The 12529-nt window shown below is 59.5% G+C and carries 14 protein-coding genes and 1 tRNA gene; 9 read left to right on the forward strand and 6 right to left on the reverse strand.

The window, feature by feature from the left end:
- Window positions 1-10: 10 nt before the first annotated feature.
- Together dtd and rpoD are read left to right on the forward strand one after the other, a co-directional pair.
- Window positions 11-451 carry a D-aminoacyl-tRNA deacylase gene (gene dtd, locus QMG46_RS01980; protein WP_281850764.1) on the forward strand — a complete coding sequence of 147 codons (441 nt, stop codon included), beginning with the start codon at window positions 11-13 and terminating at the stop codon, window positions 449-451.
- Between the two features lie 164 nt (window positions 452-615).
- The gene (rpoD, locus tag QMG46_RS01985; protein WP_281850765.1) at window positions 616-2475 is read left to right on the forward strand and encodes an RNA polymerase sigma factor RpoD; all 1860 of its coding nucleotides are present in this window, start codon (window positions 616-618) and stop codon (window positions 2473-2475) included.
- A 222-nt stretch (window positions 2476-2697) separates the two neighbouring features.
- Here the strand turns inward: rpoD and QMG46_RS01990 are convergent, their stop codons facing one another.
- Window positions 2698-4692: an SPFH domain-containing protein gene (locus QMG46_RS01990; RefSeq protein ID WP_281850766.1), complete on the reverse strand. Its 1995-nt coding sequence runs from the start codon at window positions 4690-4692 to the stop codon at window positions 2698-2700.
- Window positions 4693-4890: 198 nt separating this feature from the next.
- The gene (locus QMG46_RS01995) at window positions 4891-5418 is read right to left on the reverse strand and encodes a YjfI family protein (protein WP_281850767.1); all 528 of its coding nucleotides are present in this window, start codon (window positions 5416-5418) and stop codon (window positions 4891-4893) included.
- A 234-nt stretch (window positions 5419-5652) separates the two neighbouring features.
- Between QMG46_RS01995 and QMG46_RS02000 the strand changes: the two genes are divergently transcribed.
- Window positions 5653-6150 (forward strand): P-loop nucleotide/nucleoside kinase family protein, encoded by a 498-nt coding sequence (locus tag QMG46_RS02000; RefSeq protein WP_281850768.1) that lies wholly within the window; start codon window positions 5653-5655, stop codon window positions 6148-6150.
- 131 nt (window positions 6151-6281) lie between these two features.
- Complete coding sequence (locus QMG46_RS02005; protein ID WP_281850769.1) at window positions 6282-6857, forward strand: hypothetical protein; 576 nt, start codon at window positions 6282-6284, stop codon at window positions 6855-6857.
- Between the two features lie 49 nt (window positions 6858-6906).
- On the opposite strand, the gene QMG46_RS02010 is transcribed toward QMG46_RS02005, so the two are convergent.
- Together QMG46_RS02010 and QMG46_RS02015 are read right to left on the reverse strand one after the other, a co-directional pair.
- Window positions 6907-7083: a hypothetical protein gene (locus QMG46_RS02010; RefSeq protein WP_281850770.1), complete on the reverse strand. Its 177-nt coding sequence runs from the start codon at window positions 7081-7083 to the stop codon at window positions 6907-6909.
- A 43-nt stretch (window positions 7084-7126) separates the two neighbouring features.
- Window positions 7127-7498, reverse strand: coding sequence for a SnoaL-like domain-containing protein (locus QMG46_RS02015; RefSeq protein ID WP_281850771.1), 372 nt, complete (start codon window positions 7496-7498; stop codon window positions 7127-7129).
- Between the two features lie 140 nt (window positions 7499-7638).
- On the opposite strand from QMG46_RS02015, the gene QMG46_RS02020 reads away from it, so the two are divergent.
- Both QMG46_RS02020 and QMG46_RS02025 read left to right on the forward strand, forming a co-directional pair.
- Window positions 7639-7714: transfer RNA gene (locus tag QMG46_RS02020), tRNA-Ile, on the forward strand.
- A gap of 109 nt (window positions 7715-7823) precedes the next feature.
- Entirely contained in the window at window positions 7824-8102 is a 279-nt protein-coding gene (locus tag QMG46_RS02025; RefSeq protein WP_281850772.1) for a hypothetical protein, read from the forward strand.
- Window positions 8103-8204: 102 nt separating this feature from the next.
- Here QMG46_RS02025 and QMG46_RS02030 read toward each other — a convergent pair whose 3' ends face one another.
- Window positions 8205-9578 (reverse strand): NAD-dependent succinate-semialdehyde dehydrogenase, encoded by a 1374-nt coding sequence (locus QMG46_RS02030; protein WP_281850773.1) that lies wholly within the window; start codon window positions 9576-9578, stop codon window positions 8205-8207.
- Between the two features lie 301 nt (window positions 9579-9879).
- On the opposite strand from QMG46_RS02030, the gene QMG46_RS02035 reads away from it, so the two are divergent.
- Entirely contained in the window at window positions 9880-10827 is a 948-nt protein-coding gene (locus QMG46_RS02035) for a GlxA family transcriptional regulator (protein WP_281850774.1), read from the forward strand.
- Between the two features lie 69 nt (window positions 10828-10896).
- On the opposite strand, the gene QMG46_RS02040 is transcribed toward QMG46_RS02035, so the two are convergent.
- Window positions 10897-11505 carry a MarR family winged helix-turn-helix transcriptional regulator gene (locus QMG46_RS02040; RefSeq protein WP_281850775.1) on the reverse strand — a complete coding sequence of 203 codons (609 nt, stop codon included), beginning with the start codon at window positions 11503-11505 and terminating at the stop codon, window positions 10897-10899.
- Window positions 11506-11641: 136 nt separating this feature from the next.
- On the opposite strand from QMG46_RS02040, the gene QMG46_RS02045 reads away from it, so the two are divergent.
- Window positions 11642-11905: an NAD(P)-binding domain-containing protein gene (locus QMG46_RS02045; RefSeq protein WP_281850776.1), complete on the forward strand. Its 264-nt coding sequence runs from the start codon at window positions 11642-11644 to the stop codon at window positions 11903-11905.
- On the forward strand, window positions 11851-12492 hold the full coding sequence (locus tag QMG46_RS02050; protein ID WP_281850777.1) for an NAD(P)-dependent oxidoreductase: 642 nt from the start codon (window positions 11851-11853) through the stop codon (window positions 12490-12492). The genes QMG46_RS02045 and QMG46_RS02050 overlap by 55 nt, the downstream gene beginning before the upstream one ends.
- The last annotated feature ends 37 nt before the right edge of the window (window positions 12493-12529 follow it).

Below are 12529 nucleotides of genomic sequence, written 5' to 3' on the forward strand. Positions count from 1 at the left end.
TGAATTCAAAATGATTTCACTGATCCAACGCGTCCAATCCGCCCGCGTCGATGTCGAAGGCCGCACCTTCGGCGCCATCGGCCCCGGCCTGCTCGCACTTGTCGCCGTCCAGCCCGACGATGGCGAGGCACAAACCCGGCGCATGCTCGAACGCCTGCTTGGCTATCGCGTGTTCTCCGATGAGCAAGGCCGGATGAATCGCAGCCTCGCCGACACCGGCGGTGGTTTGTTGCTGGTCAGCCAGTTCACCCTGGCCGCCGACACGCGTTCGGGCATGCGGCCCAGCTTCACCAGCGCCGCATCGCCCGAGCATGGCCGCCGCTGGTTCGATCGACTGGTCGAATTGGCCCGCGTTGCGCATCCGGGGGTGGAAATCGGGCAGTTCGGTGCCCATATGGAAGTACATCTGGTCAACGACGGCCCGGTCACTTTCTGGCTCGATGTGCCTTAGCGACCCGCCGCTCCCAGACATCTCCCGGTTTCGACGAATTCAGCCGCAAGCGCTTGTTTGGCGCGATTTTTGCGTGCGGTCGTCGGGCGAACTTTCACTTGAAAACTGGTCAAAAAAGCGCCACATGGGTATACTGATCGGTTCCTGCATACGCGGCGGTGGGTATGAATAGTAAAGCTCCTGAGCAACAGTCTGAAATTAAAGCGCTGATCTCCAAAGGTCTGGAGCAGGGCTATCTGACTTACGCTGAGATCAACGATCACCTGCCTGACGACGTCGTCGATCCGGAGCAGATCGAAGACATCATGGCGGTGCTCAAGGGCGTTGGCATTGAAGTGCACGACGCCGCTCCGGATACCGACCCGCTCGCCGACAACGGCAGCAGCGCGACCGACGACGAAGCCGCCGCTGAAGAAGCGGTTGCGTTGCTGTCGGCTGTCGATTCGGAAGTGGGCCGCACCACCGACCCGGTGCGCATGTATATGCGCGAAATGGGTACGGTCGAGCTGCTGACCCGCGAAGGCGAAATCGCCATCGCCAAGCGCATCGAAGAAGGCCTGGGCCAGGTGCAGACCGCGCTGGCCAGCTTCCCGCTGACCATCCAGCTGCTGCTGGAAGAGTACGACCAGCATCTGGACGGCAAGCGCCGCCTCAGCGAAATCCTGGCCGGCTTTGCCGACCTGGAAGAAGCCGCCGATGCCGCGCAGGCCGCGGCCGCTGAAGAAGTGTCCGATGCCGACGTCGAGGTCGAAGACGAAGAAGACGACGCCACCGGTGCGACCGAGGACGAGGAAGCCGGCCCGACCGGTCCGGATCCGGAAGAGGTCAAGCGCCGCATGGAATTGCTGCGCGACTACTACGGCAAGTTCCAGAAGGCGGCCCCCAAGGCCACCGACATCACCGACAAGAAGATCGTCAAGCTGCGCGACCAGATGGCTGAGGAATTCCTCAAGCTGAAACTGCCGTCCGCGCTGATCGACGGTTTCGTGCGCAAGCTGCGCGAAGTGGTGGGCGACATCCGCCATCACGAGCGCGTGCTGATGGACATCTTCGTCAAGCACGTCAAGATGCCCAAGGCCGAGTTCATCAAGACCTTCCCCAGCAACGAGGGCAACCTCGAGTGGGCGAACGAGCTGGGCCGCAAGCGCCAGAAGTGGTCGCCGAACATCAAGACGCACAAAGAGGCGATCGACGCCGAGCAGGAAAAGCTCGCCTCGATCGAGCGTCAGCTGTTCCTGCCGCTGACCGACATCAAGGAAATCAACCGCACGATGTCCGTCGGTGAGGCCAAGGCCCGCCGCGCCAAGAAGGAAATGGTCGAGGCCAACCTGCGCCTGGTCATCTCGATCGCCAAGAAGTACACCAACCGCGGCCTGCAGTTCCTCGACCTGATCCAGGAAGGCAACATCGGCCTGATGAAGGCGGTGGACAAGTTCGAATACCGTCGCGGCTACAAGTTCTCGACCTATGCGACGTGGTGGATTCGTCAGGCCATCACCCGCTCGATCGCCGATCAGGCGCGCACCATCCGTATCCCGGTGCACATGATCGAAACGATCAACAAGTTGAACCGCATTTCCCGCCAGATGCTGCAGCAGTTCGGCCGTGAGCCGACGCCTGAAGAGCTGGCCAAGGAAATGGAGATGCCCGAGGACAAGATCCGCAAGGTGCTCAAGATCGCGAAGGAGCCGATCTCGATGGAAACCCCCATCGGCGACGACGAAGATTCGCACTTGGGCGATTTCATCGAGGACACCAACGCCAGCTCGCCAGTCGAGTCGGCCACGGAAACCGGCCTGATGGAAACCGTGCGCGACGTGCTCGCCGGCCTTACCCCGCGGGAAGCAAAGGTGCTGCGCATGCGCTTCGGTATCGACATGAACACTGATCACACGCTGGAAGAAGTCGGCAAGCAGTTCGACGTCACCCGCGAGCGCATCCGCCAGATCGAAGCCAAGGCCCTGCGCAAGCTGCGTCACCCGAGCCGCTCGGAACAGCTGCGTTCGTTCCTTGATATCGATTGATTGCGGTAACGCATCGAGATGTAGAAAAGCCCCGCTTTGGCGGGGCTTTTTTTATGGATCGGATCAAGAGCGCCCCTCACCCCAGCCCTCTCCCCCGGTAAAACCAGGGGAGAGGGAGCCTACCGAGGGAGCCTCAATGTCTCGCACTTGCCGTAACTTGCCCCCTCTCCCCTGGCTCCGCCGGGGGAGAGGGTTGGGGTGAGGGGGGCTCTTTAAGTCACCTCACCCCTGCGAACTCTGCAACGCCTTCGACCCATCAGCCATTCCCGCATCAGCCCGCTCAGCCAACAACGAACTAGCCAACTGAATCAGCGACGACAACCCATTCCCTGAAGCATCGCCACCACCCAGCGAGATCTTCGGCACGATAGCAATCTGCCCATCGCGAATCGCCTCGGCAAACTGCGCACCCAGCGTATTGATCAACTGCAACCGGGCACCCTCGCCCGTCAACGCCTGCGACTTTGCCTGAATGGCTTCGGCCTCGGCCTTACCCACCGCCGCAATCGCCGACGCACGACCATCACCCTCCGCAGTAAGACGACGACGCTCGGCATCCGCATCGATACCAATCACGTTCGCACGCTTGCTCGCTTCCACCACGTTCGCATCACCGACGTTCTTCTTGATCTCGATGTGGATCATCGAATTGGTCAGCTCGGCCTGGATATCCGTCTTGGCACGCGCCTCGCGCAACGAGCGTTCCTTCACCGCCGACTGCTCCTGCAACTCGAAGGTGGCCACCTGCTCGATCGCCACCTGACGATCGCGCAACTGATTCAACAACGTGTCGATACGCGCACCCGAGGCATTGCCGGCGCTTCCATGCGGCGTGCCGATCAGCACTTCCTGCAGCTCCAGGTTATACGCGGCAAAGCGTTCCATCATCTCCACGCTGGCCACCTGCTGGATATCCGCGCGGTTCTGGATCAACTGGATCAGCGTTTTCGTCTGGCCGATGTTCTTGAAGTACGCACTGACCATCGGATCGAGCGTCTGGTCGACCAAGCGTTTGATATCGCCGAAGCGCTGCACCACCAGCGGCGCCTTGCGGTAGTCGATATGCACTACCACCGACAGCGGCAGCAGCGGCTCGAACGCGTCCTTGGTAATCAACGACACCTCGGTCAGGTTCTCGTCGAACTTGTGCATGTTGGTTACTTCCGGCGTCCACTTCAGAATGAAGTTGGTCGTCGGCACCATCTGGATCTTGCCCGCATAGGTATTGAAGGCATACTTGCCCGGTAGCAACGGCTCCTTCCACACGCCGCGGCAAGCACTGTCGACCAGCTCACCGTGCGAATAACCCTCGCCCGAGCGGTCCGTGCCGGCCTTGCCGATATACGAAACCACCACGCCGACAAAGCCGACCGGCACCACCGTCTTGGGAATAAAGTCCACCGTCGCAAACAGGCGGTTGATGTAATACGTGCCCTCCACCAGCACCTGATGCTGACGACCGCGGTTACCGCCGGCACGCAGGAAGGCGTCGATGTTCTGGAAGTTGTTGTGGAAGGTCGCCTTGTCGGCCGGATCCTGGCCAACGCGCGGCGCGACGATTTCATCCGGCGGCAATACCGGGCCATCATGGACCGTCACGACGCCGAGCATGTCGTTGGCCGTGTCATCCGCATCCGCAGAAGCCTTTTCACGGCGTCCACCGATAATCACCGGCGAGAAACCACCGCGCTCTTTCAACACGCTGCCCATATGGTCGATCGTGCTGCGCTCCTCTTCGGACAACAGCAAACCATGCACACGCGAAGCGGTAATGATGGCGAACTGCGCCACGTTGAACGCATACGTACCTTCGCGAAGAATCGTGCGCTGCGGACCCTTCTGGCCACCCGCGCGCAGGAAAGCTGCAACGTCCTCGATACCGGCCTGTATCGTGCGGCCCAGCGCCTGGCCTTCCTCCAGATCGTGGCCGTCACGCGCAAACACATAACCGATCTCGCCCTGCGGAATGGTCACCAGGTCGACCTTGTGTACCCGATACTGGAACGGGAAAAAGTAATGCAGACCACCGCGCAACACCGTCGGCTGATAACCCACCTCACCATTGAGCGCGATCAATCCACGGCTGACCGACGCCGCACCCCATAACCGCTCGACCACGCCGACGCGGTCATTGGGGATGTAGACAATCACATTGGAAATAGCAACGAGCACGATCAGAACGACAACGGCAACTGCAATTGCAATGAGCCAAGTCATGGCTGAATGTCCTTAAAAATAAAAGGGCCCGGCGCAATACCGGGGAAGTAAAGCGGTGCATCCAAAAAAACTCGACAACGTCCAAATCTTTGTAGGAGCGACTTCAGTCGCGACGGCGGCATCGCAAAGCCGCCGTGCAAACGGTCATCGCCGCCACAGAAAGCAAAAAGGAATAGAGAAGAGGTGGTGTGTTTTTCCCTACCCGATCAGGTAAGAAAGCTCGCCCAACGCATCGATCGCGTTCTGACCCATCACATCGAGCTCCTCGATGATGTTCGCCAGCGGCGAATGCGCCGACAGCTGGCCAAAAAGAATGTACTGCGAGCCCACTAGTCCGACATTCGAGAGTGGCATGTTCGGCCCCAGGCGCAGGCACGCGTCGTTGAATCGCGCCGCATCTTTCACCGCGCGCTGTTCGCATAGCGCCGTCGTCATGCGAATCTCGTAATCGGTCACCACCAGGTGCACCGACTGGTCGCCGTAGCTGGCAAGCGAAAGCTCGATCGCCGCCGGCGTAGCCTGCAAGCGCACCCCGGACAATTGCCCGTGGTTGTTGGCGTGCTCATGCAACGCATCGAACAAGCGTTGCGTCGTCCACTTCTGGCTCATGGCCTGAAAATCCATACCCCCGATCAACTGATCGGTCCGCTCGTTGCGGTGATGCCGCAGGAACGCTTTCACCCGTTCCCGCTCGCCCTCGGTCATGTAGATCCTGGGGATCGTCATGCCCATCCGTGTCATCCGGTCACGAAACGCCTTCTGGCGCTTCGCTCCAGTACTGACTTGCTTCGTGGGTGGCATATTCGGACCTGTTCCGTCGCAGCAACGCCGTTAGGCGTAACGTTACGCGTAACTTACTCCTGGGGCTGGCTGCTACACAATCACATCTCGCGCCGGATAGGCAGCCTCTGGAAAACCATAGAGAATTCGAGCTCTTCCGAATGCGATGGCTCAATTCAGATGGCAAAAATTCACTTGGTCGAAGGCCCGGTTGGCGCCGGCAAGTCCACTTTTGTCGGCGAGCTGCGAAAGCAGTACGCGGCGCCCGGCTTTATTTTGGATGCCTGGTTCGTTCGGCTGTACAGCCCAGACCGTCCCGCTACGAACCTGATGGAATGGTACGTAACCAGGAAAGCGCGTTGCCTGGACCAGATCTGGGAAGCCGCCAAGGAAGTGCTCAACGCGGGCCATGACGTCGTCCTCGAACTCGGGCTGGTAGAGAAAGCCAGTCGCGAGCACTTCTACGCGCGGGTCACGGAAGCCGGTTACGAATTGACCATCTATCTGTTGGATGCTCCTCGGGACATTCGGCGCGAGCGCGTCCGCAGGCGCAATCTGGAAAAGGGCACGACATACGCCATGGACGTCCCTGACGCATTTTTCGAGATGGCTAGCGACCACTGGCAGCCCATGGACGATATCGAGCGTGACATGTACGACGTCCGCGTCATCTCCTGATCCATCGTCGCCCCGGCGAATGCCGGGGCCCAGCGCCCTTGCCGAATCCGGCCTGCCCGGCAGAATGCCACTTCTCCGACACCTCATTGCCCTCTCTCTCGAACAGCCTCTTTCCCATCAAGGGAGGCGGCATGAGGACGATCTTCTTAGGACCGCTCGCCCTGCTGCTGGCGTTATGCGGGGGACTGGTGGCGTATGACAGGCTGTACTTTCAGCCAGCCCTGACTCGCACCCGTACTCTGGTCAGCCAGCACCCGGCAAGCGACAGATCTCCACCGCAACTGTTCGTACAGCTGCTGATATTCACTACGCATGGCGATACGGTTCCTTATGCAACGCGTGTGCTGATGACGTCGGGCGATCCTGACGACAACGCCAAACCAATACAGATGTGGCAGGCTCGCTACGTCACGTGGAGTTTGTTGGTTGCCCTGCACACGTCGGAGTCAGAGCGCAACGCAACGATTGCATCGCTCGGCTTTCGCGCCGAACCGGAGCATGGACTCACCGATGTCGCCCAACATCGCTTCGGGAAGGAACCAGGGCAACTCTCTCGCCTACAAGTGGCCATGCTCGCGAAACTGCTTGTCTTGGGACCCAACGATCTCAATGAAGCCCAACTGGCAAACCACGCCACCCTTCTGCTTGACACTTTTGACCAGTCCACACCCCGCCGCCCCGCCGCACGCCGAGGCCCGACGCCTTGATCCCGGCATAAAAAAAGCCCGCTCAAGGCGGGCTTTTTTTTCGAATCGCTCAGTGGTGAACCACGCGATGATGCACAACGCGGCGATGATGCACCGGGTGATGCACCGGACGATGATGAACCACGCGGTGATGCACCGGATGGTGCACCGGCGGCTGCGCCATGACCGGCGCCGCCATCAAACCCAGACCCAACGCCAGACCCACACCCAATAGCAAACGCTTCATAGCGAACCTCCCTAATGACCCATCGGACCCCGTGCGCAAAAGCTTACTCCATGTCGTAGAAAAACTGCTCGCGATCGACCTTCCCGTTCTTCACGTGGTACAGGCAAATCTCCGCCATCTCCATACGACCGTGACCTTTCATCGTCACATCCATGGTCATCGACAGGGTGAACCAGTTGCCGGCAACGATAGCGTCACTAACCTGGATACCATGCATCTCTTCCACGCCCTCCTGGAAGGCCTCACCCTTCTTGTAGATCGCATCCAGCCCTTTGACATTGCCTAGCGCGCCCGGCGGCGCACCTTCCGGCTCCAGACTTTCCGCATCCTGTGCATAGAGCTCCTTCTGCGCCGCCTCGAACTGCCCGGCCCGACACAACTCCACCAACCGCTTGGCCACCGACTCGGTACTCATCGCCGTCACTCCACAGGTAGGGACCGTGAGCCTACGCCCCGAAAGATGACGAAACGATCAGCCACCCGACCCTCGACGCCCCCGCCCCGCCCCGCTAAGATTCCGGGTTCCCAGCCGCGCAATGCGGCCGCGCAAGCTAAGGGCCTATAGCTCAATGGTTAGAGCAGAGGACTCATAATCCTTTGGTTCCAGGTTCGAGTCCTGGTGGGCCCACCAAGTTTTCTACCAACGAACCTTGTTGTTCTCTAAAGCATAACTTGGCCGTTTTGGCCACTTTATGGTTGAAATAAAGCATAAAGTGGCCGAGCTGGCTCAGGTGGGCCCTATGGCGTTGGCCGCCTGCTCGTTGGGGAAAATAGACGTGGTAGACAGGTTCGCTTTCGACTCAATGTGGACAGCACCAATAGTGGCCGACCGCCGTCGCGGTATTGCCGATGGGATCGCCTTCGTTTTGAAGCGATGGTTGAATCCAATGGAAGCCGCTGAGCTCGCGCGCTATTTCTCTCCTGTCCTGCAAGGCATATCGGTCCAGGCACGCGATGGCGCAAGCCGAGAGCAACTAGAAAAGATTGCCGAACACGCAGTCGCGAGCCTGAGATCCTGATCTATCGGTATCCGCCAAACTATGCTTTCCATGCGCCGTCAATCTATGGTTTCCGCACCACATGGCGCCAGACGCGCCGGCACCATGCTCCCGTTGCTTCAATTACGGCTTTGCGACCAACACGAGTTTCTGGTTTACGAACTCCTTGATGCCGAGCTCGGAAAGCTCTCGACCGTAGCCTGAGCGCTTCACGCCGCCGAAAGGGAGTTCGGGTGCCGTGCTGGCGAAGGTGTTGATCCAGATGGCGCCGGTTTCGATGCGCGAGGCGAGTTTTGCGGCGCGATCAATGTCGCGAGAGAAGACGACGCCGGCCAGGCCGTAGAGCGAGTCGTTGGCGAGTTCAACGATCTCGTCATCGCTCCTGACGACATACACCTGCGCCACGGGGCCGAAGAACTCTTCGAAGTAGGCTGGGTTGTCGCGCGTGACGTTCGTCAAAATCGTCGGCTCAAAGAAGTAACCCGGCCGATCAATAACGGCGCCGCCGTAATGCAAGGTAGCGCCGTGCGATACCGCCGCTTTCACTTGCTTGGCAACGTTATCGCGCGCCGACTGTGAAGAAAGCGGACCAAGCGTGGTCGTTTCATCGAGAGGATCACCGATCGTCACAGCCTTGAACGCCGCCGTGAACTTCTCGAGAAAGGCACTGGCCACGCGTTCGTGCACGATGAAACGCTTCGCGCCAATGCACTCCTGACCTGCCACGTGGAGACGAGAGAACGTGCCAATGTCCACGGCCTTGTCGATATCGGCGTCCTCGAGGATCACGAACACATCGTTGCCGCCCATCTCGAGCGTGGATTTCTTGAGGTGCTTGCCCGCCTGCGCTGCAATCGCACTGCCGGCGCCTTCGGAACCGGTCATGGCGGCACCTTGTACGCGATGGTCCGCGATGATATTGCCGATCTGATCCGACGTCACAAATAAATTTGTCCATGCGCCTCGAGGTGCACCAGCTTCGGTTACGAGCGCTTCGAAGACACTGGCGCAGTGCGGCACGTTGCTGGCGTGTTTTGCAACGATGGGATTGCCCGCAGCCAGATTCGGCGCCAGCACACGCATGAGCTGATAGAGCGGGAAATTCCAGGGCTCAACGGCGACGAGGACGCCAATGGGATGATGTTCGATCCATGCATCGCCCAGTTCGGATGTGATCTTCACCGGCGCAAGGAAACGCGCGGCGTTGTCTGCGTAGTAGCGCGCGATCTGCGCCACCACCTGCACTTCGGCGCGGCTCTCAACGATGAGCTTGCCCATTTCTTCGGTGATGATGCGCGACAACGATTCGCTTCTCGCGTCGATCAGATCGGCGAGCTTGCGAAGCACATTCAGTCGCGGCTGGATGGCGCCTTTGGACCACTCCGATTTGTACAGCCGGTGCGCAGCGGCCAGTGCTTCTTCGATGTGCTGATCGGTGTGGTTGGGCCACGTCTTGATGACGTCGCCCGAGGTTGGGTTGATGGTTTGATAGGCCACGAAATGCTCCAAACGTTAGCGTGAGGGGATCCGCGGCGCGGTGCCGGTGTCGGTGCGCCGAGCGGATTTGCCGGGGGTAGGACGTCATGCCTGACAAAGCATCTCGTCCCAGGGAGGGCGGAACGCTTGATCCAGTAGGGCCATCCTAGAATCGGGCCGATATGGCCTCAATGACACAGATGCAATGATTTATGTCATGGCCAACGGGATCACTTTATCCTTCAGACACGCTTGATATACGGAATGGGCGTCATATTTAATCGGTATTCAATGATTTGAGACATCCCTCGCGGGGAACATCATGCACACCGTCGGCTTAGTCGTTTATCCCCATTTCCAATCGCTCGGCCTCGCTGTTGCGACCGTGTTTGAGTACGCGAACCTCATGCACGGCGAGCCTGCGTACGACCTGAAATTGATCTCGGAGCACGGGGGAGCCGTGATGTCTTCCCAGGGTTTCTCTGTCAATACCGTGCCGCTTGGCGACGGGGAATACGACACGCTGATCGTGACCGGCGACAACGAATGCCGCATGCCCTCGGCAAGCCTGCTTGATTACGTACGAGACGCACCCAATCATTCCCGACGCGTGGCCTCGGTGTGCACCGGTGCGTTCGTACTCGCAGAGGCCGGGCTGCTAGACGGAAAGCGAGCCACAACGCATTGGTTTCATGCGCGCAGTTTTGAAAGGCGCTATCCAAAGGTGCAGCTGGAAGAGGATCGGATTTTCGTTATCGACGGCCAGATATGGACGTCCGCCGGCATGAGCGCCGGCGTAGATCTGGCTCTTGCCATCATCGAGAAAGACATGGGCGTCGAAGTGGCTCGCATGGTGGCGCGCAAGCTGGTCATTTATCAGCGCCGTGGCGGCGGCCAGTCGCAGTTCTCTGCTTTGCTCGAACTCAACGCCAAATCCGATCGCGTGCAGATGGCACTCGCGTACGCGAAGGAAAATTTGGCCAGTGATCTTTCAGTTGAAGCACTCGCTGAAGCGGCGCGTCTGAGTCCACGACAGTTCAGCCGCGTATTTCGCGAAGAAACCGGACAGTCGCCAGCGAAAGCGATTGAGCGCCTGCGCGTGGAAGCGGCACGCATGATGATGGAAACAAGCCGTCTGCCGATCGAAGTGATCGCCCGAGAAACCGGTTTCGGTGACCGCGAACGGATGCGTCAGGCGTTTCTTCGCGCGTTCGGCCAATCGCCGCAATCCATTCAACGGGCGTCGGCCGCAGCTGAATTGGCCATCTAAATGGCTTGCGTCTAGCGGTAGCGAGCACTTGATGCGTATGGCGCGCCGCGGCGGGGAACGCCTGATGGCTTATCGCTTCGAAGCAGGCGTTTTCGCTTTGGCCTTGTTGTAGACGGCAAGAAATTCGTCGGACGCCACATGATCTGCGAGCGACCGCAACGTGGCAGCGGCATCAGTGCCCAGCACATCTTCAACGTGTTGATTCACGACGGACCAACGCGCATGAGCTTCACGCAAGGAGGCGGCACCGGCAGTCGTCAATGCGGCACGCTTCGTTCGTCCGTCCTGCTCGTCATGTTGCAACTCAACCAGCCCGTCGCGGACCAGTGGCCTGAGCGCGTGCGTAAGTGCAGAAATAAGTATGGCCAGTTTGAGCGCAAGCTCCTGCAGCGTGGGCGCTTGGCCGCTATTGGAAGTGGTTAGCCGATCAACCTCTGCCAACAGGCTCACCTGCGTTGCCTTCAAACCAACCGCCGCAAACGCCTCGTCATACAAGCCACCCAGGCGTCGGGAAGCGAGCCTCAGCGCGGTATTGGTGCATGCAGGGCCTTCGAGGAATTCGATCTCGTCCGCATGCGTCTTGCTCGGGGTTTTTCGGTTTACCGGGGGGTGATTCTTTCGCATACCCATAGAATGGTTGAGTGCTCGACTATTGACAAGTGCGGTCGTCCAGAGCATATACTTGAGCCCTCAATTAAATGAACGCGCCTGGGCTGGTGGCTCCCCATTGACCACAGGCGCTTCCCAGGCTCGAGGTCAGCGGCGTGGGCCGCCGTGCCTGTGAGCATCCCGTTTGAACGATGAGGTTCGAATCATGGCGAACGTGTCGGTACTTGGATTGGGCGCGATGGGTTCGCGTATGGCGGCGAATCTGGTCAACGCTGGTCATCAGGTGACGGTGTGGAACCGGAGCCAGCACGCCGTCAGTGGGCTCGTAGAGCATGGCGCGCACGCAGCAGCGACGCCGAAAGAAGCTGCCAGTGGCGCTGACTTCGTTATTGCGATGGTTCGCGACAACGACGCTTGTGGCTGGATCCTGACACCGGCGCGCTGCAGGGTTTGTCATCCGGCACGGTAGCCATCGAGAGTTCCACGTTGATGCCAAGCTGGATTGTCGAGCTGGGACAAGAACTGGCGGAGCGCGGTATCCCTTTTCTCGAAGCTCCCGTCGTTGGAAGCACGCCTCAAGCTGAGGCAGCGCAGCTGATTTATCTCGTGGGTGGCGACGAAGCGACGTTTACGCACACCGAAGCGTTACTCAAAGCCATGGGTTCATCGATTCACCACGTTGGCCAGCTGAGTAGCGGCGCGTTGGCAAAGCTTGCGACCAACACTTTGATGGGCATCCAGGTCACAGCCATCGCGGAGCTCATTGGCATGCTGAAACGCTCAGGCGCGGATGTGGCACGTGTACTGGATGTTGTCGCGTCGACGCCGGCGTGGAGCCCCGTTGCAGGTCGCGTGTCAGGGCTCATGCTGGCGGGAAACGTCACGCCGCAGTTCCCAATTGAACTTATCGAAAAAGATTTCAGCTACATGTTGCAAACCACCAAGGACGGATCAGCGGCGCCGACCATCGCTGCCGCCCGTGGCGTGTTCCGTGAGGCGATCGAACGCGGACACGGCTCGGACAACATGACAGGCGTCGTGAAGCTCTTCACCTAGCGAGCTTTGATGTAAGCGACAGCAGTGGCCGCTTGCT

The sequence above is a fragment of the Dyella sp. GSA-30 genome (genome assembly GCF_027924605.1).
Taxonomy (GTDB): Bacteria; Pseudomonadota; Gammaproteobacteria; order Xanthomonadales; family Rhodanobacteraceae; genus GSA-30.

Coding starts and splice junctions, on each gene's coding strand:
- dtd (WP_281850764.1), top strand. CDS start 11: ATGATTTCACTGATCCAACGCGTCCAATCCGCCCGCGTCGATGTCGAA.
- rpoD (WP_281850765.1), top strand. CDS start 616: ATGAATAGTAAAGCTCCTGAGCAACAGTCTGAAATTAAAGCGCTGATC.
- QMG46_RS01990 (WP_281850766.1), bottom strand. CDS start 4,692: ATGACTTGGCTCATTGCAATTGCAGTTGCCGTTGTCGTTCTGATCGTG.
- QMG46_RS01995 (WP_281850767.1), bottom strand. CDS start 5,418: ATGACGATCCCCAGGATCTACATGACCGAGGGCGAGCGGGAACGGGTG.
- QMG46_RS02000 (WP_281850768.1), top strand. CDS start 5,653: ATGGCAAAAATTCACTTGGTCGAAGGCCCGGTTGGCGCCGGCAAGTCC.
- QMG46_RS02005 (WP_281850769.1), top strand. CDS start 6,282: ATGAGGACGATCTTCTTAGGACCGCTCGCCCTGCTGCTGGCGTTATGC.
- QMG46_RS02010 (WP_281850770.1), bottom strand. CDS start 7,083: ATGAAGCGTTTGCTATTGGGTGTGGGTCTGGCGTTGGGTCTGGGTTTG.
- QMG46_RS02015 (WP_281850771.1), bottom strand. CDS start 7,498: ATGAGTACCGAGTCGGTGGCCAAGCGGTTGGTGGAGTTGTGTCGGGCC.
- QMG46_RS02025 (WP_281850772.1), top strand. CDS start 7,824: ATGGCGTTGGCCGCCTGCTCGTTGGGGAAAATAGACGTGGTAGACAGG.
- QMG46_RS02035 (WP_281850774.1), top strand. CDS start 9,880: ATGCACACCGTCGGCTTAGTCGTTTATCCCCATTTCCAATCGCTCGGC.
- QMG46_RS02040 (WP_281850775.1), bottom strand. CDS start 11,505: ATGCTCTGGACGACCGCACTTGTCAATAGTCGAGCACTCAACCATTCT.
- QMG46_RS02045 (WP_281850776.1), top strand. CDS start 11,642: ATGGCGAACGTGTCGGTACTTGGATTGGGCGCGATGGGTTCGCGTATG.